Raw genomic sequence first — 24,078 nt, forward strand, 5'->3', positions numbered from 1 at the left:
CGTCAAGGCAGCATAAAGGCCCCGACCGTCGATGTCTGTAGGGGAATTCCCCCACCCAAGCGCGTGGGCGGCAGGCGACACCCGGTGCTCCAAGATGAACGGGCGCGATTCCGGGCCGCGATGGGCACGCCCCTCGACTTTAGCGGAGCGGGTGGGTGGTTTTCCCCATGCCGGGTGGGCGATCCCCCGGATAGCCGGTGCTCGCTCCCCTTCGAATACTGAATGGAAGCATCCCCCGACCCAGGAGTTTCCGAATGGCTTCCCAGCGCACCTACCGACCCACCCTGCGCCTCAAGCTCTGCGCCATCGCCGCCGGCATGCTGGCCAGCGGCATGGCGCTGGCCGACGCCCACCTCGATCCCGAGCTTCTGGCGCGCATGGACGCCGCCGCGGCGACCGACGAATTGCAGGTGGTGGTGAGCTACCAGCAGTCCGGTCCGGTGACGCCGGCGCAGGTCTCGGCCCTGCAGGCGCTGGGCATCGACAAGGGCGTGACCATGCGGACGCTGCCGATCGCCGGCGCGATCGCGACGCCCGCGGAAATCCGCGCGCTGGCCCAGCGCAGCGACGTGGTGTCGATCTTCTGGAACGCCCCCCTTCGCTACTTCAACAAGGAACAGCGCGAAATCTCCGGCGCCGCGCGGACCGTGCAGAACCCGGGCGACTTCGGACGCGCGATCCCGTTCAGCGGCGCGGGCGTGACGGTGCTGGTCAACGACTCCGGCGTGGACGCCACCCATGAGGACCTCAAGCTCGGTCGCCACGTGGTGCAGAACGTGCTCGCGCCGCAAAACATCCTGGCCGAGATCGCCGCCGACCTGCAGCCGGGCATCGTGCCGATGACCTACCTGGAGAACCAGCCGAACACCGACCTGGGCTCCGGGCACGGCACCCATTGCGCCGGCACGATCGGCGGCACGGGGCAACGCTCCAACGGGCTCTACCGGGGCGTGGCCCCGGGCGCGCAACTGGTCGGCTACGGTTCCGGCGGCGTGTTGCTGATCCTCGACGCCGTCGGCGGCCTGGATTACGCCGCCACCAACCAGTTCAGCTACGGCGCGCCGATCCGCGTCACCAGCAACTCCTGGGGCTCGTCGGGCAAGTTCGACCCCCTCAACCCGGTCAACATCTCCACCTACGAGCTGTACAAGCGCGGGATCGCCAGCGTGTTCGCCGCCGGCAACGACGGCCCCGGCGAGGACACCCACAACCCCTACGCGCAGGCCCCGTGGGTCATCTCGGTCGGCGCCGGCGAGAAGGACGCCGTGCTGACCGACTTCTCGTCGCGCGGCAAGCGCGGCGAAAGCGGCGACTTCACCATGCCCGACGGCCGCCGCTGGACCTACTTCAACCAGCCGACCGTCGTGGCCACCGGAGTCGACATCATCTCCACCCGGACCGCGACCGGCGCGCTGCCGCCGCTGGCGGCCGAGATGGACGCGGCGTTCCTGGCGCCCGCGCACCTGCCCTTCTACACCCACATGAGCGGCACCTCGATGGCCACGCCGCACGTGGCGGGGATCCTGGCGCTGGTCTTCGAGGCCAACCCGAACCTCACCCCGGCGCAGGCCAAGGACATCCTCGAACGCACCGCCACCAACATGACCGGCCGGCTGGAATGGGAAGCGGGCGCCGGCCATGTCAATGCCTACGCGGCGACTGCCGAGGCCGCTGGCCTGCGCAACGATTTCGGCGCCACCGTCAATGCGCTCAACGAGTTCCACAGCAACGCCTTGCTGGCACCCGGCGCCGACCCGATCCCGTTCTCGATCTTCTTCACCCCGGTGGGCACGGTCGAAACGAAGAGCTTCGAGGTCGGGCCGGAGGTGGCGTACGTCTCCGCACGCGCCGACATCGGCGACAACACGGTCGCCATCGTGCTGACCGATCCGGACGGCAACCGCTACGGTTCGGCGATTTCGCTGCCGGCTATCGGCGAGACCGTCGTGGCCGGCGGTCCCGGCAGGGCCGGTACCTGGACACTCACCGTGCGCGGCATCGGCTCGATCTCGGGCAATGCCGTGGACCCGCTCAAGGTCACCAACGGCTACGGCGCACCGGGCACCGTCGCCGGCGAGATCAGCTTCCTCAACAGCGGTGGTTACACCGGCCTGGACGACATCGCCGGGCATCCGGCGGAAAAGGCGATCGAATTCGCCGTCGCCAATCGACTGCTTGACGGCAATTCCGATCGCCGCTTCCGCCCCGACCAGGCGATCAAGCGCAAGGAGATGGCCAAGTACCTGGTGATGGGCGCCAGCGTCCGCCAGTCGCTTCCCTTCGACCACAAGCGCAGCTTCAGCGACCTCGACGTGACCGATGCGTTCTATCCGTTCGCCGAATCCGTCGTCGCCGCCGGCGCGCCGCTGCGCGACCTGAGCCAGCGCCAGGGCGGCGTGATGGGCACGGTCAGCGGCAAGTTCAATCCCAACGACAAGGTCACGCGCGTCAGCCTGGCCTACTCGCTGGTGCAGGCCCTCGGCCTGCAGGAACAGGCCTCCAGCTTCAACGGCGAGCTGACCGCGTTCTTCGACGGCAAGCGCATCCCGATCGCCGACGCGGCCTCGATTCCCGCCCCGCTGCGCGGCTACGTGCAGTACGCGCTGGACCAGAGCCTGATCAACGCCCGCTTCACCGTCGTGCAGGGGCCGTACGACCTGCAGCCGACCCTGCAGGCGTGGTTCGATCCCAACCAGTCGGTGACCCGTGCGGCATACGCCGTGGCGGCCAGCCGCTACTACACCGCCTACCGCAGCGCGGAGGACTGAGCAGACGCATCGCCACCCCCTGTCGGCGATGCCAGGCGGCCCGGGACTGCGTCCCGGGCCGTCGTTTTTTCAGCCCACCCCGCGCCGCAGGATGAACTCCCGATCGCGCACGCGTCCGACCGGGAACTCGTACTCGCCGACGTGCTCGAAGCCGTGCCGGGCGTAGAAGCGCTGCGCGCCGAGGTTCTCGGACCACACCCCGATCCACAACGTGCGTGGACCCTCGCGCTCCAGCCAGGCCAGCACTTCGGAGAACAGCCGGCCGCCCCAACCGCCGTTCTGGTGCGACTCGAGCACGTACAAGCGCTTGAGCTCGCCGTCGCCCTGGGCGACATCGGGATGCGGCAGCCCGCACGGACCTGCGGCCGCGTGGCCGACCGCTTCGTCGCCTTGTTCCAGCAACCAGACCGCGTAGTCCGGATGCTCGAGGATGATGCGCTGCTTGTCGACGGCGTACGCGTCGGCGAGGAAGGCCTGCAAGTCCTCGTCCGGATAGAGGTGGCCGAAGGTTTCCACGAACGTGCGGCGCGCCAGGCGCGACAGCGCCCCCGCGTCCTCAGGTGTCGCGCGGCGGATGGTCGGCTCTCCGGGTAGTGGCATCAGGCAACAGGCACAGGAGGCATTGCCGGCACTCTCCCCCATCCCATGCTTCCCCTGCAAGCGGGGGAAGGCGCGGTGGTGCAATGCGTGCAAATTACCCCTCTCCCGCTTGCGGGAGAGGGGTTGGGGTGAGGGTGCGTGGCGGCCGGGGTAAGAGACATCGCCGGTGCTTTCCCCCATCCCATCCTTCCCCCGCATGCGGGGGAAGCGCGGTGGTGCCATGCGGGAGTCGCGTCGGGAGCGTCGTCGCTACCGCTAGCCGGCGTCGACCCCGGCACGCGGCGCCCGGATGGCCACGTGCACCTCGGCCAACTGCTTTTCCGGCACTTCCGACGGCGCGCCGGTCATCAGGCACTGCGCGGTCGTGGTCTTGGGGAAGGCGATGACGTCTCGGATCGATTCGGTCCCGGCCATCAGCGCGGCGATGCGGTCGACGCCGAAGGCGATGCCGCCATGCGGCGGTGCCCCGTAGCGCAGGGCCTCAAGCAGGAACCCGAACTTGGCTTCCGCCTCCTCCTTGCCGATGCCGAGCAGGTCGAACACCGCCGATTGCATCGCCGAGCGATGGATGCGGATCGAGCCGCCGCCGATCTCGTTGCCGTTGAGCACCAGGTCGTAGCCGCGCGACACCGCCGTCGCGGCATTGGCGCGCAGGTCGCCTTCGTCATCGACGGCCGGCGCGGTGAAGGGATGGTGCAGGGCCACGAAGCGGCTTGCCTCGTCGTCCCATTCGAACATCGGGAAGTCGGTGACCCACAGCGGCTTCCATCCGGCATCGACCAGGTCCAGGTCCTTGCCGACCTTCAGGCGCAATGCACCCATGAAGTCGGAGGCGACCTTCCAGGTCGAGGCGCCGAAGAACAGCGCGTCGCCAGCCTGCGCGCCGGTGGCTTCCAGCACCACCCGCAGCGTCGCGTCGTCGAGGAACTTGGCGATCGGCGAGCCGATCCCGTCGCGACCCTTGGCCGGGTCCTCGACCTTCATCCAAGCCAACCCCTTGGCCCCGAACCGGGCGCAGTACGCGGCGTAGTCGTCGATCTGCTTGCGCGACAGCGCCGCGCCGCCCGGGACCCGCAATGCAGCGACACGCCCGTCCTCGGCGTTCGCCCAGTCGGTGAAGACCTTGAAGCCGCAGTCCCTGACCACCTCGCCCAGGTCGACCAGTTCCAGCGGGATGCGCAGGTCCGGCTTGTCGGAGCCGAAGCGGCGCATGGCCTCGGCATAGGCCATGCGCGGGAAGGCAGCGCCGTCGCCCAGGTCGACGTCCATCACTTCCCGGAACACGTCGCGCAGCATGGCCTCGACCGTGTCCTGCACGCCGCGCTCGTCGATCCAGGCGAATTCCATGTCCAGCTGGGTGAATTCAAGTTGCCGGTCAGCACGCAGGGCCTCGTCGCGGAAGCATCGCGCGATCTGGTAGTAGCGGTCGAAGCCGGCCATCATCAGGATCTGCTTGAACAGCTGCGGCGACTGCGGCAGCGCGTAGAACTCGCCGGGATGCTGGCGCGCGGGCACCAGGAAGTCGCGCGCGCCCTCGGGCGTGGCCTTGGTGAGGATCGGCGTCTCGATGTCCTGGAAGCCGCGGCCGTCCAGCCAGGCACGCAAGGCGGAGACCAGGCGCGTGCGGGTGCGCATCATCTTCTGCATGCGCGGCGTGCGCAGGTCGAGGTAGCGGTACTTGAGGCGGATGTCCTCGCCCGCGTTCTCGTGGGCATGGAACGGCAGGGGTTCGGCCTTGTTCAGCACCTCGATCCCGGTGGCCACCACCTCCACCTGCCCGGTGGGGATCTTCTCGTTGACGTTCTGGCGCCTGCGCACCACGCCGGTGACCCGCAGGCAATCCTCGTAGCCCACGTCGGCGGCGGTGGCGATCACGGCGGCGTTGCCTTCGGCATCGGCATCGGGTTCGGCCACGACCTGCACAATGCCTTCGTGGTCGCGCAGGTCGATGAAGCACAGCCCGCCGAGGTCGCGGGCGACGTCGGCCCAGCCGCACAGGACGACGGTCTGGCCGATCAGCGCCTCGTCGACGAGGCCGCAATGGTGGGTACGCATGGGGAAACTCCGGGACTTTCGGTCGCATCGACCCGAGGCACGCGACGGCGCGGGCAGGGGCCGGGCATACCGGCAACGCGACATTTTAGCGGCTTGGCCGGAAACCCTGCTGGCGTATGCTCCCGGCAACGGTCGCGGGCGCCCGGCGTGCCTGCCCGAAGCTGGAGTCCGCCATGGTCCGCATGCTCGGCAGCATCCTCCTCGCCCTCGGCCTGGCCCTCGCCAGCCCGGCCAGCGCCTTGGCCCAGGGGCGCGCCTATGCGCCGGAGAACCTGAGCAGCCTGCCCTACCGGGACCAGGTCCGCGTGATCGGCCTCGAGTACAGCGACCAATCGGGCGGCCGCCGCATCCCCGACGACCAACTGCGCTTCTACACCGACCAGGTGAATCGTTCGAACTGGACCTTCAGCCAGGTCCGGCACGACATCGCGCAGTCGCTGGCAGGCAGCACCTACCCGCCAAGGCCTCCGGCGGGCGGCGAAGTGCTTCGCTGCGAGAGCAACAGCAATCGGCCCAATACCTGCCAGACCCTGTGGCGCGGCCACTCCCGCCTGGTCCGCCAGCTGTCGGGCAGTCCCTGCATCGAAGGGCGCAGCTGGCAATCGCGGGATGGACACATCTACGTCAGCGGGGGTTGCCGGGGCGAGTTCCAGCGCGACGCGCAGGTGCAGCCTCCCATCGCCGGCGGCAATGTCCGCTGCGAAAGCGTCGACAACCGGGCGCGAAGCTGCCAGGTACCCTGGCGCGGGCGCACGCGACTGGTGCGGCAATTGTCCAGTTCCCCCTGCATCGAAGGCCGCACCTGGGAGTCGCGGCGCGGCCAGGTCCATGTCGACCAGGGTTGCCGGGGCGAGTTCGCTGCGGTCGCGGGCGGCTTGCCAGGCCCGGGTCCCGGATTGCCCAGCGGTTACTCGGTGGCCTGCGACAGCTACAAGGGCGCGTCGACGACCTGCGACTGGGACCGCGCCTTCGGCCAGCCGCGCCTCATCCAGCAGCTGTCCGACGCGCCGTGCATCGAAGGGCGCAGCTGGGGCTACGACCTGCAGATCGGCTTGTGGGTGACCGACGGTTGCCGCGGACGGTTCGCACCGTACTGATCCGGGGGAACCGATCCCACGACGCCTGTGCCCTGCACCCCAAAGGGGGTTACTTGCCTGCCTGGGCCCCGCCGGAGGGCTTCGCGGAGGCCTCGGGGGCGGCCTGGGGCTTGCCCTTGCCCGCCTCGGGCTTGCCGGCGGGCGGCTTGTCCGCCGGCTTGGCATCGGACGCGGCCGTCGAGGCATCCTTGCCTGACGTCGACGCGGCATCGCTCTTCGCCCCCTCGCCGCCTTCGGCGAGGTTGCGCTTCTTGTCGCCGTCCTTCTTGAAATCGGTTTCGTACCAGCCGCTGCCCGACAACCGGAAGGCAGGCGCGGTCAGCTGGCGCTTGACCGCCGCCGCATCGCACACCGGGCAGGTCTCCGGGTCGGGGTCGGACAGCTTCTGGAGGCGGTCGAAGGCGTGGTCGCAGGCGGTGCAGCGGTAGGCGTAGATCGGCATGGCGGGCGTGGGGTCCGTGGTTTCAGCCGGCCACGTTGGGGCGCGGCGGCGGTGAATCAAGCTCTTCCTCGGCGATCGAGTCCTCTGGATGGACGGCCCTGTCGTCCAGCGGATTGACGTCGAAGGGCGTGCGGAAGACCAGCGACGGCAACAAGGTGTTGAGCGCCGCGTAGAGCAGCAGGCCCCCGTAGTACATGTCCGGGATCCCGAAGCGGCCGTGCAGGATCGCCGCGAGCACCAGGGTGAAGATCAGGGTCGGCGCCAGGGCCACGGACACCCGCAGGCTGTTGCGATGCTGCTCCCCGAACAACAGCCGGCGCTGCGCCCAGACCATGCCGATGCGCAGCGGCAGCACCACCGCCGTCAGGGCCAGTCCGATCCAGAGCGCATCCAGGCTCAGCGCGCCCTCGGGGACCAGCGTGCCGGCATGGAAGAAGTAGAACGGCACGAAAAACGTCGCGAACAGGCGCACCGCGTGCAGGTTGTCGTCCGAGGCGAGCAGGGGCATGCGCGTATGCAGCAGCCGCGCCACCAACCCGGCGATGAACGCACCGACGAGGTAGTAGACGCCCAACTTGTAGGTGATGTACGCGGCCACCAGCCCGACCATCACCAGCAGCGAGAATTCCGAGCCCGGCGCATGCGGCACCACCCAGCGCCCCAGGGCGACGAACACCAGCGGCAGGCCCAGCAGCATCGCGAGCAGGACGCCGGAGGAGATCCCCAGCTGCACGGGATCGCCGGCCTGCAGCACCACGAACAGTGCGAACAGCGCCAGCAGTTCGCCCGCGATGGCCTTGTTGGTGACCCAGAACCGTTCCTCCTCGTCCAGGCCCAGGCGCGCGAGGGTGTCGAGGATGAAGCCGGTCGACGGCGTCAGCAGCGCCAGCGCGACGAGCCCCGCCGCCTGCCAGCCCAGGTCGAAGTAACGCCATGCGACCCATGCCACGCCCAGCAGGGTGGCGGTGCGGATCAGCAGGTGCGCCACCAGGCGCAGCAGGCCCTTGCGCAAGGCCCGCGGCTCGACCTCCAGCCCGGCGAACAGGAACAGCGAGGAAATGCCCAGCGTCGCCAGCAGGGTCACGACCGGGTCGTGGGTTTCGTCGCCCCATAGCAGCATCGCGACGATGCCCAGCATCAGGCTGGTCAGCGGCGCGGGCATCTTCCAGCGCTGCAGCGCCCGCGGCACGACCAGCAGGGCGAAGATCAACAGCAGGTAGACCAGTTCCTGGTTCAAGGACGTGCACGCTCGGAGGGACGACCCGCGCCATGGTCGCGGCAGGCGGGGCGGCTGGCAAGCGCGGCGTGGAGGCATGCCGCGCAACGAAGGGGCTACGCGAAGCCGCGTCCTTGGCCGGCGACATCACATCCCTTCGGCTTGCTTCGGACAACCGTTGGCCGCAGGGCGCGCGGCCACGGCGTACTGCGCGCTGATTGCGATCGTGCGATGCGTCCTAGCGCGCACCCCAGGGGGCCGGCGGTGCTTCCACCGGCGTGGCGAGGTCGAACTCCACCTGGAACAGGCGCCCGCCGGGGCGGCTGAGCTCGTACAGGAAGCGGTCGCCCGGCCCGATCTCCATCGCCCAGGTGTTGGTCACCGACGCCGGCAGCCCTTCCCGCTCGAACAAGGCAATCGATTCCGCGTCCACCGGGAATTCCTGGCGCTGCGCCGTCCCCGGCGTCACCGTGTCGCCCCCGTACATCGTCACCGCATCGGCGCTGCCGTCTTCATGCCGGTGGTCATGCTTGAGTCGCAGCCCCCCGGCGGTGCGGGTGAGCACCCAGGTGCGCGAACGGTCGTCGCCGACATGGAACGGGATGCGAAGCCCGCGCGCCGGGTCGTCGCAACCGCGCACGTGCATCACCAGTGCCTTGCCGGCGAACGGGTCCGCCGTGGCGGGTTCCGGGCGGTTGGCGACGATTTTGCCGGCGTAGGCGCGGCCGCAGTGGCGGGCGAGCGCGGCCAGGAAGGCGTCGGCCGGCGCCGGCTTGCCGGTGGCCACGGCGGGCGCGCCGACCGCCCCGGCGTCGATGCTTCGGATGGAATCCCGGACGGACCCTGCACACGCGACCAGGGCGCCGACCAGGAGCAGGCAGGTCACGGCACGAACTATCGACGCTCTTTCCATGGCGACCACCTTGGGCCTTCGGGTCGACGACTGCAAGCCGTCGTCTTGGCAGACACTCGGTGGGTGCGCAGCGTCACGCCGCATCGGTGGCGTACAGCCTCAACAATGCTTCTTCAGCCGCCGACACCTGCTGCCGCAAGGCTTGCTGGCGCTTGCCCAGTGCCTGCACGCGTTCGCCTCCGTCGACGTAGCTCTCCGGATCGGCCAGCGCCTGCTCCACCTCCGCCAGTTCCGATTCCAGCTCCGCCAGCAGCGATTCGGCCTGCGCCAGCTTGTGCGTGTTGACCTTGGCAGGCCGTGGCTGGGGCGCTGGCACGACGGCAGGCGCGGATGTTGCATCCGCCGATCGTCGTACCTGCTTGCCGGACTCGGAGGACTGCGCCCGCAACCACGCCGCGTATTCGTCGAGATCGCCGTCGAACGGCTTGACCTCGCCGTGCGACACGCGCCAGAAGGTGTCGCTGACCAGGCCGATCAGGTGGCGGTCGTGCGACACCAGGACGATGGCGCCGTCGAAATCGCTGAGCGCCTCGGCCAGGGCCTCGCGCATGTCCAGGTCGAGGTGGTTGGTCGGCTCGTCGAGCAGGAGCACGTTGGGTTGCCGCCAGGCAATCAGGGCCAGCGCGAGGCGCGCGCGCTCGCCGCCGGAGAAGTTGTCGATGCTTTCGAAGGCGCGGTCGCCCGGGAAATACCACTTGCCCAGGAAGTCGCGGAACGACTGCGTCGGCGCGTCCGGCGACAGCGTGCGCAGGTGGTCGACGGGCGAGGTGCCCGCCACCAGCGACTCCACGGTGTGCTGGGCGAAGTAGCCGATGCGCAGGTCGGGATGGGCGTAGCGCTCGCCATCGAGCAAGGGCAGTTCGCCGACCAGCGACTTGACCAGGGTGGACTTGCCCGCCCCGTTGGGACCGAGCAGGCCGATGCGGTCGCCGGCCTCCAGGCCGAAGCCGACGTTGCCGAGGATCTCGATCGCGCGCGCGTCGACCCCCTCCCCCGCTCGTGGGAGAGGACTGGGGTTCGGGCCGGGCTCTTCGCCAAGCAAGCCAATTGCCCCATCCCCGCCCTGCTCGCTGCGCGCGCCCCCCTCTCCCGCAGGCGGGAGAAGGGCTGAAGCGCGATATCCGCAAGCCGCGTGGTTCAGGCGCAGCAAGGCATGCGGCAGCTTCAGCGGCTGCGGGAATTCGATGCGGAACTCGCGTTCGGCGCGCACCGCCTCGGTGCCGGTCAGCTTGGCCAGGCGCTTCATCCGCGACTGCGCCTGCTTGGCCTTGCTGGCCTTGGCCTTGAAACGGTCGATGAAGCTTTGCAGGTGCGCCCGCTCGACCTGCTGCTTGTCGAAGGCGATCTGCTGCTGGCGCAGCTGCTCGGCGCGCTGCCGCTCGAACGCGGTGTAGTCGCCGACGTAGAGCTTCGCCTTGCCCTCGTGCAGGTGCAGGGTATGTGTGGCGACGTTGTCGAGGAATTCGCGGTCGTGCGAGATCAGCAGCAGGGTGCCGGGATACTTGAGCAGCCATTGTTCCAGCCACAGCACCGCATCCAGGTCCAGGTGGTTGGTGGGCTCGTCGAGCAGGAGCAGGTCGCTGGGCATCATCAGCGCCCGCGCCAGGTTCAGGCGCACGCGCCAGCCGCCCGAGAACGCGCTCACCGGACGCTCGTGTGTCTCCGCCGCGAAGCCGAGGCCGTGCAGCAGCTTGCCGGCGCGCGCGGTGGCGTCGTAGCCGCCGACCTCTTCCAGGCGGTGGTGCGCCTCGGCGACCGCCTCCCAATCCTCGGCCGCCAGCGCGATAGCCTCGGCCTTGACCGCGGCCGCCACGGGCGCATCGCCGCCGAGCACGAACTCGATCGCCGGATCGGGCAGCGACGGCGTCTCCTGCGCCACGCTGGCGATGCGGACGCGGTTGGGGACGTCCAGGTCGCCGCGATCGGCCTCGACCTCGCCCCGGATCGCCGCGAACAGCGAGGACTTGCCGGTGCCGTTGCGCCCGACCACGCCCACCCGCCAGCCGGCGTGCAGGGCGAGGTCGACGTCGGACAGCAGCAGGCGCTCGCCGCGCCGCAGGGCGAAGTTCTTGAAGGCGATCATGGGGCGCGCATTCTAGCCGAGTGCGTCCGGGGCGGCCGGCCCCGGCGCACCCGGCATCCAGGCACGGCCGCCCGCGTGCTTACTGCATCGAGTGCAGGCCGACCAGGTTGCCCTCGGTATCGTGGACCAGGGCGATGAAGCCGTACTCGCCGATCGACATCTTCTCCCGGAACACCGTGCCGCCGGCACCGGGCACGCGCCCGGCCTCCACCGCGCAGTCCTCGCAGTTGAAGTAGACCAGGACGCTGTTGCCGCCCGAGGGCATGCCTTCCATCTTCACCAGGGAACCGGAGGCGCCGCTGGCGTCGGGATCCATCGGGAAGGCCCACATCTCGACATCCGGGACCGGGAGCTTCTCGAGCGCCACCGCCAGGGTCGCTTCGTAGAATGCCCTTGCCCGATCCATGTCCTGCACGTAGATCTCGAACCAGCCCACTGCGTTGTTCGCCATGTCGACTCTCCACCGGGGGACGTCGATCGATCATACGCCCTGCCCCCCGGCGGTCCCGAGCCGCGCACGGTCGCCGGCGCGACCGGCAATCCGGTCCATGTGCGACCATCGTGTTCCCCGACGCACGGACCCCGCATGCCGCACGAGACCTCGCTGATCGCCATCCTGTGCATGGGCTTCGTGCTGGCGTTCGTGCTGGGGCTGGCCGCGCAGCGGCTGCGGGTGTCGCCCCTGGTCGGCTACCTGCTCGCCGGGATGATCGCGGGCCCCTACACCCCCGGCTTCGTCGCCGACCAGGAGCTCGCGCCGCAGCTGGCGGAAATCGGCGTGATCCTGCTGATGTTCGGCGTCGGGCTGAAATTCTCGATGCGGGAACTGCTGGAGGTGCGCGCCATCGCATTCACCGGTGCGCTGCTGCGGATCGCGGTGGCGACGGTGATGGGCTGGGCGCTGGGCCGGTTCCTGGGCTGGTCGGACGGTGCCGGCATCGTGTTCGGCATCGCGCTGTCGATCGCCAGTACGGTGGTGCTGCTGCGCACGCTGGAGGACCGGCGGCTGACCGAAACCCGCATCGGCCGCATCTCGGTCGGCTGGGTGGTGGTCGAGGACCTGGCGATGGTGATGGCGCTGGTCCTGCTGCCGGCGCTGGCCGGTGCGCTGGGCGGCGATGCCGTCGAGGACGGTCCCGGCGTCGGCACCGCGCTGGTCCTGACGCTGGCGAAGGTGAGCGCCTTCGTCGCCTTCATGCTGATCGTCGGGCGGCGCATCATCCCCTGGGTGCTCGAACGCGTGGCCAGCACCGGCTCGCGCGAGCTGTTCACCCTGTGCGTGCTGGCGCTGGCCATGGGCGTGGCGTTCGGCGCCGCCGCGCTGTTCGGCGTGTCGTTCGCGCTGGGTGCGTTCTTCGCCGGGTTGCTGCTCAACGAATCGGAGTTCGGGCACAAGGCCGCCAACGACTCGCTGCCGATGCGCGACGCGTTCGCGGTGCTGTTCTTCGTCTCGGTGGGCATGCTGTTCGACCCCATGATCCTGGTCGAGCGCCCGCTGGAAATCGTCGCCACCGTGGTGATCATCGTGCTCGGCAAGTCGCTGGTCGCCTACGGCATCCTGCGCGCCTTCGGCAAGACGCGGTCGACGTCCCTGGTCATCACCACCAGCCTGGCGCAGACCGGCGAGTTCTCCTTCATCCTTGCCGGCCTGGGCGTGTCGCTGGACATCCTCCCGTCCGAGGGCCAGGACCTGATCCTCGCCGGCGCGCTCATCTCGATCATGCTCAACCCGTTCCTGTTCACCCTGCTCGACCAGTACCGCGCTCGCCAGGGCGACGAAGCGATGGCCGATGCGGCGCGGCAGGCGATGGACGCGCCGATCGTGCCCGACGACATCCGCGACCACACCATCCTCGTCGGCTACGGACGGCTGGGCAGCCAGCTGGCTGGCCTGCTGCGCGAACGCGGCATCCCGCTGGTGGTGATCGAGGCCGACGTCGACCTGGTGCTCAAGGCGCGTGCCGACGGCCTGCCCGCTGTGCGGGGCAACGTCGCCAAGGAGGCCGTGCTGCGCGACGCCGTGCCCGAACGCGCGCGGATGGCGATCTTCGCCATCCCGCGCACGCTGGAAGCCGGCGAAGCGATCACGCGGCTGAAGCAGATCAATCCCGAGGCGACCGTGCTCGCCCGCGCGCACAGCGACGGCGAGGTCAAGCACCTGATCAAGCACGGTGCCGATGGCGTGGTGCTGGCCGAGCGCGAACTGGCCTTCTCCCTGGTGGAGATGGTGATGGCCACGCCGCCCTACCGCACGAAGCAACTGCCTTCCACCGCCTGACGCGTGTGCCCCGCCGGGAGGCGCGGCGGCGCAGGCGCCGCGAACCGGCTCAGCGGCGGCCGACGGTCCCCAGCGTATCGTGTTCGCGCAGCAGGAACAGCGCCAGGCAGGCGCCCAGCGCCGGCCAGGCGGCGAAGAACAGCAGGTTCGCGCCGGTATAGGGATCCAGGTACTGCTTCCACGAGACCAGCGTGGTCACGGCATGCATCGCCAGCACCAGGCCATAGCTCCACGTTCGCGCGACGCCGAACGCGAACAACGCCAGCAGCACGGCCTGCGCGACACCGAGGCCGAACACCAGCGGCGCCCCCGACCCGGACAGCCCGTAGAACCCTTCCAGCACCGCGATCGCATGCTCGGGGCGGACGAACTTGTCGGCAACCCACGGCAGCAGGAACACCACCATGGTCCAGCGGATCGCCAGCAACGAGAGCGGCAATCGATTTCGGGTGACGACGGCGGGATCGGTGGCTTGCATGCGACTCTCCTCGGGGCTGCGGGACCCAACTTACCCTGCCAGAGGCCGCCAGGGCCCGATCGGATGCGGTCGCGCGCGCGTCGCGCCGCCAGCGCGCAACTAACGCTTCACCTGAACGGAAACCGCACTGCGGCATGCTGGATGCATATCCGAGCGTGCCTTCGCCGTCTCTTTGCGGGAGGTACCCACTGATCCCGGAGCCGTCCATGCAACGCCGAACCCTGCTTCAAGGCCTGGCCGCCGTCCTCGCGGCCCCCCTGCTGCCTGCCTGTGCCCGCGACGACAGACCACCGAGACTCGCCAGTACCGGCGGTGCCGGCAACATCGCGGCAGCGGGGACCCAGGCCACAGCCGCGGGCCGCGGCGCCATCGTGCCCCTGGACAAGCCCGCGTCCGAATGGAAGGCCCTGCTCTCGCCGGCGGCCTATGCGGTCCTGTTCGAGGAAGACACCGAGCGCGCCGGCAGCAGCCCGCTCAACGCCCAGAAACGGCCGGGCACGTACATTTGCGCCGCCTGCTTCCTGCCGCTGTTCGATGCCGCGCACAAGTTCGAAAGCGGCACCGGCTGGCCCAGCTTCACCCGGCCCATCGACCCGCGCCACGTGGGCACCAAGCGCGACTTCAAGCTGATCCTGCCGCGCACCGAATACCACTGCGCACGCTGCGGCGGCCACCAGGGACACATCTTCAACGACGGACCGAGGCCGCGCGGCGAACGCTGGTGCAACAACGGCGTGGCGCTGAACTTCGTCCCCGAAGGCGACGCCCTCCCGGCATTGAGGTCATGACGATGATCGCGAACCCGAGCACCCTGTCTTTGCGCCGCGCCGCCGCGCCCGCAGCGACGGCCCTGCTGATGCTGGCAGCCATGACCGCCTGCGCGCAGCAGCCGCCACCGGCGCAACCAGCCGTGCGGGAGGCGGCGCCGCGGACGGTCGCGGTCGCCCAGGACACCCGGCCCGAGCCCAACCCAGCGCAGCCCGCGGCGGCCAAGTCGGGCGAAGGCGTCGCCATCTTCGCCGGCGGCTGCTTCTGGTGCATGGAGCCACCGTTCGACAAGCTCCCGGGCGTGATTTCCACGACGTCCGGCTACACCGGCGGACACACGGAAAATCCCACCTACGAGCAGACCACCGCCGGCAACACCGGGCACACCGAAGCGGTCCAGGTGCGCTACGACCCCACCAAGGTGGATTACCAGACGCTGCTCGACGTGTTCTGGCGCAACATCGATCCGTTCGCGGTCGACCGCCAGTTCTGCGATGCAGGAAGCCAGTACCGCAGCGGCATCTTCCCGATGGACGCGGGCCAGAGACGCCTCGCCGAGGCCAGCAAGCAAAAGGTCGCGCAACGCTTCGAAGGCCAGGCCATCGCCACCGAGATCACTGACGCCACCGCGTTCTGGCCGGCAGAGAAGTACCACCAGGACTACTACCTGAAGAATCCGGTGCGCTACAAGTTCTACCGATTCAATTGCGGCCGCGATGCCAGGCTGGACCAGATCTGGGGCAAGCAGGGCTGACCAGCCGGTCCTCGATGCCGAGCGGCGCGATCAATGCCTGCCGCGCGGCGCGGTCGTTACGTGCCGAGGGGCGGCGGGCGTCCCGGCCTCAGCGCGCCTCGATGGTGAACCCGGTGAACGCGACGCCCAGGTTCCAGCCTTCGCCCTTGCCGGACAGGGCCAGCGAGACGTCGCCCTTGGTCATCGCCTGTGCCGTCGCGGCCTTGCCGGCCGCGGCATCGGCGCCCGCCGACGCGTAGGTGCCCAGCACGTCGCGGATCGTCGTGACGCCGGCGAACTCGCCGAAGCCATTGGGGATCGTGTACTTGCCCACCGTGGGGCCGCCGCCGCGGGCCGTCAGCCGCACCGCCATCCGCTGGCCGTTGCTGCAGGACACGGTGCCCGTCCCGCTGGCGCGCTTGTAGAACACCGACCAGCCCGTCAGCGAATAGCGCATCTTGCAGGTAATGCTGCCGGCCGCCTGCGCCGGTGGCGCCGCCGGCAGGGTGAGCGCCGCAAGCGCGGCGGACAGGGCGAGGGCAGGCAGTCGAAGCATGGCGGCGTATCCAAGGAAGGGTGGACGGCAAGGGTAGGCCCGACCGATTAGCCGCCGGTGAACCGGCGCGCAGCCCTCCACGGACCTCAGGCTTTCGAGAACACCAGCTTGCCGCCCTCGGCCTCCACGCGCACCGTATCGCCGCCGGCGAACCCGCCGGACAGGATCATCGACGCCAGCGGGTTCTCCAGCTGCTGCTGGATGGCGCGCTTGAGCGGCCGCGCCCCGTAGACCGGGTCGAACCCGGCGTTGCCGAGCAGTTCGAAGGCCTTGTCCGACACCTCGATCGCGATGCCGCGTTCGGCCAGCCGCTGCTCCAGCCCGCGCATCTGGATGCGCGCGATCGACTTGATCTGCGCCTTGTCCAGCGGATGGAACACGACGATGTCGTCGAGACGGTTGATGAACTCCGGGCGGAAGTGCGCCTGCACCACCGCCATCACCTCCGCCTTCATCTGGGTGTAGCCCTCGGACGACCCGGCGTCGAAACCGCTGCCCTCGCTCAACTCCTGGATCTGGTGCGAGCCCAGGTTCGAGGTCATCACGATCACCGCGTTGCGGAAGTCCACCGTGCGTCCCTGGCCGTCGGTCAGGCGGCCGTCGTCGAGCACCTGCAGCAGGATGTTGAACACGTCCGGATGCGCCTTCTCGACCTCGTCGAGCAATATCACGCTGTACGGGCGCCGCCGCACCGCCTCGGTGAGGTAGCCGCCCTCCTCGTAGCCGACGTAACCCGGCGGCGCGCCGATCAGCCGCGCCACCGAGTGCTTCTCCATGAACTCGCTCATGTCGATGCGCACCATCGCGTCGGGACTGTCGAACAGGAACTCGGCCAGCGCCTTGCACAGCTCGGTCTTGCCGACGCCGGTGGGGCCCAGGAATAGGAACGACCCCGTCGGCCGCGACGGATCCGACAGCCCCGCGCGCGAGCGGCGGATCGCATCGGACACGACCTTGATCGCCTCGTCCTGGCCGACCACGCGGGAATGCAGCGCGTCCTCCATCTTCAGCAGCTTCTCGCGCTCGCCCTCGAGCATCTTGCTGACCGGGATGCCGGTCCAGCGCGCGACCACCTGGGCGATCTCCTCGGCGGTGACCTTGTCCTGCAACAGGGTGAAACCCTGCTGCTCGGCCTCCTGCGCGGCCTGCAACTGCTTCTCCAGTTCCGGCAGCGTGCCGTACTGGATTTCGCTCATGCGGGTGAAATCCTGCTTGCGCTGCGCGCCTTCCAGCTCCAGCTTGGCCTGCTCGATCTGCTCCTTGATCCGGGTCGCACCCTGCAATGTCGCCTTCTCGGCCTTCCACACCTCTTCGAGGTCGTTGAAGTCGCGTTCGAGGGTGGCGATCTCGTCCTGCAGGTCGGACAGCCGCTGCTTCGACTCCTTGTCCTTTTCCTTCTTCAACGCCTCGCGCTGGATCTTGAGCTGGATCAACCGGCGCTCCTTGCGGTCGAGCTCCTCGGGCTTGGAGTCGATTTCCATGCGGATGCGGCTGGCCGCCTCGTCCATCAGGTCGATGGCCTTGTCCGGCAGCTGCCGGTCGGCGATGTAACGATGCGACAGCGTGGCGGCGGCGACGATCGCCGGGTCGGTGATCTCCACGCCGTGGTGCACCGCGTAGCGCTCCTTCAGGCCGCGCAGGATGGCGATGGTGTCCTCGACGCTGGGCTCGCCCACGTACACCTTCTGGAAGCGGCGCTCCAGCGCGGCGTCCTTCTCGACATACTTGCGGTACTCGTCCAGCGTGGTCGCGCCAATGCAGTGCAGCTCGCCGCGGGCGAGCGCGGGCTTGAGCATGTTGCCGGCGTCCATCGCGCCCTCGGCCTTTCCGGCGCCGACCATCGTATGCAATTCATCGATGAACAGGATGATCTGGCCTTCGTTCTTGGCCAGGTCGTTCAACACGGCCTTGAGCCGTTCCTCGAACTCGCCGCGGAACTTGGCGCCGGCGATCAGCGCGCCCATGTCCAGCGACAGCACGCGCTTGCCCTTCAGGCCCTCGGGCACTTCGCCGTTGACGATGCGCTGGGCCAGGCCCTCCACGATCGCGGTCTTGCCAACGCCGGGCTCGCCGATCAGCACCGGGTTGTTCTTGGTGCGCCGCTGCAGCACCTGCACCGTGCGGCGGATCTCCTCGTCGCGGCCGATCACCGGGTCGAGCTTGCCCTTCTCGCTGCGCGCGGTGAGGTCGATCGTGTACTTCTCCAGCGCCTGTCGCTGATCCTCTGCATTCTCGTCCTGCACGCTCTCGCCTCCACGCATCGATTCGATCGCCGTTTCCAGCGCCTGCCGGCTGGCACCCGTCGCCTTGAGCGCCTTGCCCGCCTCGCCGCCGTCCTCGACCGCCGCCAGCAGGAACAGTTCCGAGGCGATGAAGGCGTCGCCGCGCTGCTGCGCCAGCTTGTCGGTGACGTTGAGCAGGCGCGACAGGTCGTTGCCCACCGAGATGTTGCCCGCCTGTCCCGACACCTGCGGCAGCTTGTCGAGCGCCTCCACCAGCCGCTCGCGCAACACCGGAACATTGACGCCGGCCTGCGCCAGCAGCGGCCGCGTACCGCCGCCGGACTGGTCGACCAGGGCCAGCAGCAGGTGCGCCGGCTCGATCAGGTTGTGGTCGCGCCCCACGGCCAACGACTGCGCGTCGCTGAGGGCCTGCTGGAATCGCGAAGTGAGTTTGTCCATGCGCATGGCGCGCCTCCGTCATGATCTCTTTGCCGGCATCGCGGCCATGGGCCATGGTGGCTGCCGATAGCCTGCAGATGCGGGCGCGAGCGCGGATTGCAAGCCGGGAGGCGTGCCTCGCCGGGCCTGCCCGCCACGACCCTAGTCCAGCGGGGTCGGTTGCAGCAATTCGATCCAGTAGCCGTCGGGGTCCTTGGCGAAGGCGATGCTGCGCATGCTGCCGTCCTGCAGGCGCTTCTGGAACGGCACGCCCATGCCCTCCAGGCGCACGCAGGCCAGGCGCACGTCGGGCACGCTGATGCAGATGTGGCCGAAGCCGCGTGGTTCGCGGTTGCCGTCGTGGTAGACCGGCCCCGGTTCGGTTTCGGTGCCGTGGTTGTGGGTCAGCTCGAGCACGCCGCTCTGCCTTGCGAGCCACTCGCGGCACGCGTCATCCCCCTCTGGGATGTCGGCGGCGTCGCCGACCATGGCAAGGAAGTACAACGTGAACCCCGCCTCCGGATGGTCGGAACGACGCACCAGCCGGAAGCCGAGCACGCGCGTGTAGAAGTCGAGCGACGCCAGCGGATCCTTCACCCGCAGCATGGTGTGGTTGAACACGTAGTCGCGGGTCGCGGCATCGCGCATCGGCGCGACGCCGGGCGTGTCTTCAATCGGGACGATCCGTGGCGGGCCCATGTTCAGTAGCCGGTATCAAGGATCGCCAGCGTAGCGAGCGCGGCATCACGGAGGCGTCGTCGCCACGTCGGCCGCTGCTTCGACGCCCGCGCGGCGCGTTAGCCGGGAGCGTCGAACCAGGCCACCGTCGCCATGCGACCGCTCCGCGTATCGCGCCGGTGCGAAAAGAAGCGACCCGCGTCCGAGATCGTGCACTCTCCCCCACCCGCGACCTCGACGACCCCGGCACCGGTCAGCCGCCGGCGGGCCAAGGCATAGAGATCGACGCGCCAGTGCCCGGGACGCGTCGGTTCGAAGGCGTCCGCAGCCTGCGCGTCCTGGCCGACGAACGCCTCGCGGACCTCCGCCCCGACTTCGTACGCGCCAGGTCCTGCGGCCGGACCCATCCAGGCCACGAGCTGCGCGGCCGGGGCATCCATCGCCGCCACCGTGCGCTCGAGGACCCCCGCCGCGAGCCCGCGCCAACCGGCGTGGGCGACCGCCACTTCGCTCCCGTCCCGGGCCGCGAACACCACCGGCAGGCAATCGGCGGTCAGCACGGCGACCACCACGCCGGGGACGTTCGTCACCGCCGCGTCGGCGGTCGGCGTGGAAGCAACGGCCCGGTCCTCGCGCGTTCCGGCATCCGGCCCCGTGGCATCCACGCGGAACACCGTGGTGCCGTGCACCTGCCGCAACCAGCGGGGCGCGGAGGGCAACGCGAAGCGCTCGACCAGTTCGGCGCGATTGCGATCCACCACCGCGGGATCATCGCCGTCGGCGGCGTCGCGGTTGCCGAGGTTGAAGCTGTCGAAGGGAGGATGTGAACTCCCGGCCCCATGGCGCAGCGTGGTGAAGGCATGCACGTTCGAAGGGAGCGCCCCATCCGCGCGCAGGCATGCCGTCACCGCCGCCGGACCTCGGCATGGGCCTCGGCATCGCTGCGCAAGGCCTGGAGCAGGGCCTGCATGTCGCCGGGGATGCCTGCGGTACAGCGCACCGGCTCCCCGCTCACCGGGTGTGCGAACTCCAGGGTTTCGGCATGCAGGGCCTGCCGGCGGAACCCGCGCAGCGTGGCGACCAGCGCGTCCGACGCGCCCTTGGGCAGCTTCAGCGCCCCGCCGTACAGCGGGTCGCCGAGGATGGGGTGCTTCAGGTGCGCCATGTGCACGCGGATCTGGTGGGTCCGCCCCGTCTCCAGGCGGCACTCCAGCGCGGTGTGCGCGCGGAAGCGCTCGCGCAGCCGGTAGTGGGTCACGGCGTCGCGGCCATCCTCGCGCACGGCCATGCGGATGCGGTCCCGGGGATGGCGGTCGATCGGCGCATCGGCCGTGCCGCCCGACACCAGCGCGCCCACCACGACCGCGAGGTATTGCCGATGCACTTCGCGCGCCGACAACTGCGCCACCAGCGACGTATGCGCAGGCAGGGTCCTGGCCACCACCATCACCCCCGACGTGTCCTTGTCGAGGCGGTGCACGATGCCTGCACGCGGCAGCGCGGACAGCGCGGGATCGCGATGCAGCAATGCGTTGACCAGGGTGCCGCTGCTGTTCCCGGCGCCGGGATGGACGACCAGCCCGGCGGGCTTGTCGATGACCAGCACGTCGGCGTCCTCGTACAGCACCTCCAGCGGGATGTCCTCGGCCACCGCTTCGGTCTGCGTCTCCAGCACCACGCGCAGGCTGACCGTTTCCCCTCCGGACACCGGATCCCTGGGACGCAGCTGGCGGCCGTCGAACAGGGCGTCGCCGGACTTGATCCACGCCGCCAGCCTGGAACGCGAGTACTCCGGGAACATCTCGGCCAGCACGGCGTCCGCGCGGCGTCCGGCCAGGGCATCGGGGACCTCGGCCTGGAGGGCTTCGGCGGTGTCACGCCGGGATTCGGTATCGGCTGCGGTCATGCGGATGGCTTCGGTTCAGGCGGGGGCCGCTGGCTGCGACCGCGGGCTCCCATGGACTGTTATTATCGGCGCTTCGTGCCCAATCCGCCCAATCGCCCATGACCCCACGCCTTTCCTGCTTCCGCCGTGCCGTGTTGCTCCTGCTGCTTGCGGTGGTGGCGACTTCGGGTTGCGCGCGCCTCAAGGGCGCCTTCAAGGACGAGGACGCGAACGAAGGCGTGCCGGTGGAGACCCTGTACGACAAGGGCCACCGCTCGATGCGCAACGGCAACTGGGACACGGCGATCACGATCTACCGCCGCCTGGTCGCGCAGTACCCCTACGGCACGTATACCGAACAGGCGTTGATGGAAACCGCCTACGCGCAGTTCAAGTCGGGCGACAACGAGGAGGCGATCTCGACCATCGACCGCTTCATCCGCACCTACCCGACCCATCGCAACATCGCCTACATGTACTACCTGCGCGGCCTGGTGAACTCCAACCGCGACACGGTCTTCCTGCAGCGCGTCTGGAAGCTGGACGCCAGCCGCCGGGACCTGGCCACCCCGCTGCAGGGCTACAACGACTTCAGCATCGTCGCCGAGCGCTACCCCAACAGCCGCTACGCCGCCGACGCCCGCCAGCGCATGAATGCCCTGCGCAACCTGTTCGCCCGACACGAGATGGACACGGCGCTGTACTACCTGCGGCGCGAGGCCTGGATCGCCGCGGCCACGCGCGCCAAGTACCTGCTCGAGACCTACCCGCAGAGCGAGTTCCAGAACGACGCCGTCGCCGTGCTCGCCCTGGCCTACACCGAGCTGGGACAGGACACGCTGGCCGCCGACGCCAGGCGCGTGCTGCAGCAGAACGAGCCCGGCCATCCCTACCTGAGCGGCGACTGGCCCGACCACCCGTCCACCTTGCGCAAGCTCAACCCGTTCGCGGGCGAGAAGTCGGCGATCGACAACGACTGAGCCCATCGGGGAACAGCTGCACCAGGCGCCGCCGCAAGGCGGCGTTTCTGTTTGTGCCGGGGCACCAGCGAGGCAGGTGACGGGCTGGTCGTGCGAATGCCGCGGCGCTTCGGGAACAGACTCAGGGCCTGCGTCGGTAACGCTGCATCAGCGCCGCGGTCAGCCCGCGTAGCCGTTGGTGATCGGATAGCGTCGCTCGCGGCCAAAGGCACGGTGCGAGACCTTGGGTCCGGGCGCGGCCTGGTGCCGCTTCCATTCGCTGATGCGCACCAGCCGGAGCACGTGGTCGACGGTGTCGTCGTCGAAACCCGCGGCGATGATCTCGTCGCGCGACTGCTCCTGGTCGACATGGCGCAGCAGGATGGCGTCGAGCACGTCGTAGGGCGGCAGCGAGTCGGCGTCCTTCTGGTCCTCGCGCAGTTCCGCCGACGGCGGCCTGGCGATCACCGCCGCCGGGATCATCGGCGCGCCGGCGACCGTGTTGCGCCAGTTGGCCAGCGCGAACACCTCGGTCTTGTACAGGTCTTTGATCGGCGCATAGCCGCCGGCCATGTCGCCGTAGATCGTCGCGTAGCCGACCGCGTACTCGCTCTTGTTGCCCGTGGTCAGCAGCAAGCCCCCGAACTTGTTGGACAAGGCCATCAGCAGTGCGCCGCGTGTGCGCGACTGCAGGTTCTCCTCGGTGGTGTCGGACTGGGTGCCCTCGAAGGTCTCCGCCAGCGCATCGAGGAAACCCTGGAACGGCTTGGCGATCGGCAGCGTCAGCATGCGCACGCCCAGCGCGTGGCACTGTTCGGCCGCCAGGTCGTTGGACAGGTCCGCGGTATAGCGCGACGGCATCCGCACGGCGGTGACGTTGTCGGCGCCCAGCGCGTCGACCGCGATCGCCAGCACCACCGCCGAGTCGATACCGCCCGACAGGCCGATCCAGGCCTTCGAGAAGCCGTTCTTGAAGCAATAGTCCCGGGTGCCCCGGGTCACGGCACGCCAGGCCAGCGCGTCGCGACCGGCCTCCTCCTCGTGCGCCCAGCTCACGGGCACGAGGCGCCGGTCGCCGGGGAGGAAGTCGGCCACCAGCCAGTGCTCCTCGAACGCGCGCGCCGCCTCGTGCACGCGGCCGTCGCCATCGGCCAGGACGGATCCGCCGTCGAATACCAGCGCATCCTGGCCGCCGACCAGGTTGAGGTAGGCGATGGCCACGCCGCTCTCGGTCGCCCGCGCATGCAGGAGCGCGTCGCGCTGGCTGTGCTTGTCTCGCTCGAAGGGCGAGGCGTTCGGCACCAGCACCAGCTCGGCCCCACGCGCGGCGGTCTGCGCCAGCGGTTCGCTGAACCACAGGTCCTCGCAGATGATCAGCCCGACGTCCACGCCCTTGACCTGGAACACGCAGGTGTCGCCGTCGGGATCGACGGTGAAATAGCGGCGTTCGTCGAAGACGTTGTAGTTCGGCAGCTCGCGCTTGCGGTATGTCGCCGCGACCTTGCCGTCGCGCAGCACGCTGGCGGCGTTGTAGACCACGCTGCCGGCCGCCTGTGGCCAGCCGACCACCGCGACGATCCCCTCGACGGATTGCGCGAGCTTCTCGAGCGCAACGTGGCAATCGCTCAGGAAGGAGGGCCGCATCAGCAGGTCCTCGGGCGGGTAGCCGCTCAGCGCCAGCTCCGGGAACAGCACCAGGTCCGCCCCGTGCACGTCGCGCGCCTCGGCGATCATCAGCCCGATCCGGTCGGCATTGCGCGCTACTGCGCCGACCGGGAAGTCGAACTGTGCCAAGGCGAGGCGGAGCGGTCGTGGCATTGAGGCTGCCGGGTTTGCGTCCACCAGGCGCGGGACACGGTCGCGGGATTGCCCGGGGATTGTCCCAGAGCGGCAGGCCCGGCGGCCAGCC

Annotated in this window: 20 protein-coding genes; 6 read left to right on the forward strand and 14 right to left on the reverse strand. The window is 69.4% G+C overall.

The window, feature by feature from the left end; translation table 11 throughout:
* The first annotated feature begins 254 nt into the window (after positions 1-254).
* Positions 255-2,768 carry a S8 family serine peptidase gene (locus ABD970_RS00115; protein ID WP_345293475.1) on the forward strand — a complete coding sequence of 838 codons (2,514 nt, stop codon included), beginning with the start codon at positions 255-257 and terminating at the stop codon, positions 2,766-2,768.
* A 69-nt stretch (positions 2,769-2,837) separates the two neighbouring features.
* Here the strand turns inward: ABD970_RS00115 and ABD970_RS00120 are convergent, their stop codons facing one another.
* Both ABD970_RS00120 and aspS read right to left on the reverse strand, forming a co-directional pair.
* Positions 2,838-3,368: a GNAT family N-acetyltransferase gene (locus ABD970_RS00120; RefSeq protein ID WP_345293476.1), complete on the reverse strand. Its 531-nt coding sequence runs from the start codon at positions 3,366-3,368 to the stop codon at positions 2,838-2,840.
* 255 nt (positions 3,369-3,623) lie between these two features.
* Entirely contained in the window at positions 3,624-5,423 is a 1,800-nt protein-coding gene (aspS, locus tag ABD970_RS00125) for an aspartate--tRNA ligase (RefSeq protein ID WP_345293477.1), read from the reverse strand.
* 173 nt (positions 5,424-5,596) lie between these two features.
* On the opposite strand from aspS, the gene ABD970_RS00130 reads away from it, so the two are divergent.
* Complete coding sequence (locus ABD970_RS00130) at positions 5,597-6,520, forward strand: DUF3011 domain-containing protein (RefSeq protein WP_345293478.1); 924 nt, start codon at positions 5,597-5,599, stop codon at positions 6,518-6,520.
* A 49-nt stretch (positions 6,521-6,569) separates the two neighbouring features.
* Here the strand turns inward: ABD970_RS00130 and ABD970_RS00135 are convergent, their stop codons facing one another.
* The 5 genes from ABD970_RS00135 to ABD970_RS00155 all read right to left on the reverse strand — a co-directional run bounded on the left by ABD970_RS00135 (position 6,570) and on the right by ABD970_RS00155 (position 11,625).
* The gene (locus ABD970_RS00135; protein WP_345293479.1) at positions 6,570-6,962 is read right to left on the reverse strand and encodes an FmdB family zinc ribbon protein; all 393 of its coding nucleotides are present in this window, start codon (positions 6,960-6,962) and stop codon (positions 6,570-6,572) included.
* A 22-nt stretch (positions 6,963-6,984) separates the two neighbouring features.
* Complete coding sequence (locus tag ABD970_RS00140; RefSeq protein WP_345293480.1) at positions 6,985-8,199, reverse strand: cation:proton antiporter; 1,215 nt, start codon at positions 8,197-8,199, stop codon at positions 6,985-6,987.
* A 217-nt stretch (positions 8,200-8,416) separates the two neighbouring features.
* Positions 8,417-9,064, reverse strand: coding sequence for a hypothetical protein (locus tag ABD970_RS00145; protein ID WP_425563014.1), 648 nt, complete (start codon positions 9,062-9,064; stop codon positions 8,417-8,419).
* 100 nt (positions 9,065-9,164) lie between these two features.
* Positions 9,165-11,174: an ABC-F family ATP-binding cassette domain-containing protein gene (locus tag ABD970_RS00150; RefSeq protein ID WP_345293481.1), complete on the reverse strand. Its 2,010-nt coding sequence runs from the start codon at positions 11,172-11,174 to the stop codon at positions 9,165-9,167.
* Between the two features lie 79 nt (positions 11,175-11,253).
* Positions 11,254-11,625 (reverse strand): VOC family protein, encoded by a 372-nt coding sequence (locus ABD970_RS00155; RefSeq protein ID WP_345293482.1) that lies wholly within the window; start codon positions 11,623-11,625, stop codon positions 11,254-11,256.
* Between the two features lie 135 nt (positions 11,626-11,760).
* Between ABD970_RS00155 and ABD970_RS00160 the strand changes: the two genes are divergently transcribed.
* On the forward strand, positions 11,761-13,452 hold the full coding sequence (locus ABD970_RS00160; RefSeq protein ID WP_345293483.1) for a monovalent cation:proton antiporter-2 (CPA2) family protein: 1,692 nt from the start codon (positions 11,761-11,763) through the stop codon (positions 13,450-13,452).
* A 49-nt stretch (positions 13,453-13,501) separates the two neighbouring features.
* Here ABD970_RS00160 and ABD970_RS00165 read toward each other — a convergent pair whose 3' ends face one another.
* The gene (locus ABD970_RS00165; protein ID WP_345293484.1) at positions 13,502-13,930 is read right to left on the reverse strand and encodes a hypothetical protein; all 429 of its coding nucleotides are present in this window, start codon (positions 13,928-13,930) and stop codon (positions 13,502-13,504) included.
* A 206-nt stretch (positions 13,931-14,136) separates the two neighbouring features.
* Between ABD970_RS00165 and msrB the strand changes: the two genes are divergently transcribed.
* Together msrB and msrA are read left to right on the forward strand one after the other, a co-directional pair.
* Positions 14,137-14,718, forward strand: coding sequence for a peptide-methionine (R)-S-oxide reductase MsrB (gene msrB / locus ABD970_RS00170; protein WP_345293485.1), 582 nt, complete (start codon positions 14,137-14,139; stop codon positions 14,716-14,718).
* Positions 14,715-15,452 (forward strand): peptide-methionine (S)-S-oxide reductase MsrA, encoded by a 738-nt coding sequence (gene msrA / locus ABD970_RS00175; RefSeq protein ID WP_345293486.1) that lies wholly within the window; start codon positions 14,715-14,717, stop codon positions 15,450-15,452. The genes msrB and msrA overlap by 4 nt, the downstream gene beginning before the upstream one ends.
* An 88-nt stretch (positions 15,453-15,540) precedes the next feature.
* On the opposite strand, the gene ABD970_RS00180 is transcribed toward msrA, so the two are convergent.
* From ABD970_RS00180 to rluD, 5 genes are all read right to left on the reverse strand, one after another.
* Positions 15,541-15,987, reverse strand: a complete 447-nt coding sequence (locus tag ABD970_RS00180) for a hypothetical protein (RefSeq protein WP_345293487.1) — start codon at positions 15,985-15,987, stop codon at positions 15,541-15,543.
* Between the two features lie 86 nt (positions 15,988-16,073).
* Complete coding sequence (clpB, locus tag ABD970_RS00185; RefSeq protein ID WP_345293488.1) at positions 16,074-18,674, reverse strand: ATP-dependent chaperone ClpB; 2,601 nt, start codon at positions 18,672-18,674, stop codon at positions 16,074-16,076.
* A gap of 135 nt (positions 18,675-18,809) precedes the next feature.
* On the reverse strand, positions 18,810-19,346 hold the full coding sequence (gene gloA, locus ABD970_RS00190) for a lactoylglutathione lyase (protein ID WP_425563015.1): 537 nt from the start codon (positions 19,344-19,346) through the stop codon (positions 18,810-18,812).
* Positions 19,347-19,444: 98 nt separating this feature from the next.
* Positions 19,445-20,233, reverse strand: a complete 789-nt coding sequence (pgeF, locus tag ABD970_RS00195) for a peptidoglycan editing factor PgeF (RefSeq protein WP_345293489.1) — start codon at positions 20,231-20,233, stop codon at positions 19,445-19,447.
* Entirely contained in the window at positions 20,230-21,231 is a 1,002-nt protein-coding gene (gene rluD / locus ABD970_RS00200) for a 23S rRNA pseudouridine(1911/1915/1917) synthase RluD (protein ID WP_345293490.1), read from the reverse strand. The genes pgeF and rluD overlap by 4 nt, the downstream gene beginning before the upstream one ends.
* Before the next feature lie 98 nt (positions 21,232-21,329).
* On the opposite strand from rluD, the gene ABD970_RS00205 reads away from it, so the two are divergent.
* On the forward strand, positions 21,330-22,190 hold the full coding sequence (locus ABD970_RS00205) for an outer membrane protein assembly factor BamD (protein ID WP_345293491.1): 861 nt from the start codon (positions 21,330-21,332) through the stop codon (positions 22,188-22,190).
* A 159-nt stretch (positions 22,191-22,349) separates the two neighbouring features.
* Here the strand turns inward: ABD970_RS00205 and ABD970_RS00210 are convergent, their stop codons facing one another.
* The gene (locus ABD970_RS00210; RefSeq protein ID WP_345293492.1) at positions 22,350-23,987 is read right to left on the reverse strand and encodes an NAD+ synthase; all 1,638 of its coding nucleotides are present in this window, start codon (positions 23,985-23,987) and stop codon (positions 22,350-22,352) included.
* Positions 23,988-24,078 lie beyond the last annotated feature (91 nt).

The sequence above is a fragment of the Luteimonas vadosa genome (assembly GCF_039543545.1).
In the GTDB taxonomy this organism is placed as follows: Bacteria; Pseudomonadota; Gammaproteobacteria; order Xanthomonadales; family Xanthomonadaceae; genus Luteimonas; species Luteimonas vadosa.

Excerpts from the sequence above, each read along its gene's own strand:
- ABD970_RS00115 (WP_345293475.1), top strand. The coding sequence starts at position 255 with ATGGCTTCCCAGCGCACCTACCGACCCACCCTGCGCCTCAAGCTCTGC.
- ABD970_RS00120 (WP_345293476.1), bottom strand. The coding sequence starts at position 3,368 with ATGCCACTACCCGGAGAGCCGACCATCCGCCGCGCGACACCTGAGGAC.
- aspS (WP_345293477.1), bottom strand. The coding sequence starts at position 5,423 with ATGCGTACCCACCATTGCGGCCTCGTCGACGAGGCGCTGATCGGCCAG.
- ABD970_RS00130 (WP_345293478.1), top strand. The coding sequence starts at position 5,597 with ATGGTCCGCATGCTCGGCAGCATCCTCCTCGCCCTCGGCCTGGCCCTC.
- ABD970_RS00135 (WP_345293479.1), bottom strand. The coding sequence starts at position 6,962 with ATGCCGATCTACGCCTACCGCTGCACCGCCTGCGACCACGCCTTCGAC.
- ABD970_RS00150 (WP_345293481.1), bottom strand. The coding sequence starts at position 11,174 with ATGATCGCCTTCAAGAACTTCGCCCTGCGGCGCGGCGAGCGCCTGCTG.
- ABD970_RS00155 (WP_345293482.1), bottom strand. The coding sequence starts at position 11,625 with ATGGCGAACAACGCAGTGGGCTGGTTCGAGATCTACGTGCAGGACATG.
- ABD970_RS00160 (WP_345293483.1), top strand. The coding sequence starts at position 11,761 with ATGCCGCACGAGACCTCGCTGATCGCCATCCTGTGCATGGGCTTCGTG.
- ABD970_RS00165 (WP_345293484.1), bottom strand. The coding sequence starts at position 13,930 with ATGCAAGCCACCGATCCCGCCGTCGTCACCCGAAATCGATTGCCGCTC.
- msrB (WP_345293485.1), top strand. The coding sequence starts at position 14,137 with ATGCAACGCCGAACCCTGCTTCAAGGCCTGGCCGCCGTCCTCGCGGCC.
- msrA (WP_345293486.1), top strand. The coding sequence starts at position 14,715 with ATGACGATGATCGCGAACCCGAGCACCCTGTCTTTGCGCCGCGCCGCC.
- ABD970_RS00180 (WP_345293487.1), bottom strand. The coding sequence starts at position 15,987 with ATGCTTCGACTGCCTGCCCTCGCCCTGTCCGCCGCGCTTGCGGCGCTC.
- clpB (WP_345293488.1), bottom strand. The coding sequence starts at position 18,674 with ATGCGCATGGACAAACTCACTTCGCGATTCCAGCAGGCCCTCAGCGAC.
- gloA (WP_425563015.1), bottom strand. The coding sequence starts at position 19,346 with ATGGGCCCGCCACGGATCGTCCCGATTGAAGACACGCCCGGCGTCGCG.
- rluD (WP_345293490.1), bottom strand. The coding sequence starts at position 21,231 with ATGACCGCAGCCGATACCGAATCCCGGCGTGACACCGCCGAAGCCCTC.
- ABD970_RS00205 (WP_345293491.1), top strand. The coding sequence starts at position 21,330 with ATGACCCCACGCCTTTCCTGCTTCCGCCGTGCCGTGTTGCTCCTGCTG.
- ABD970_RS00210 (WP_345293492.1), bottom strand. The coding sequence starts at position 23,987 with ATGCCACGACCGCTCCGCCTCGCCTTGGCACAGTTCGACTTCCCGGTC.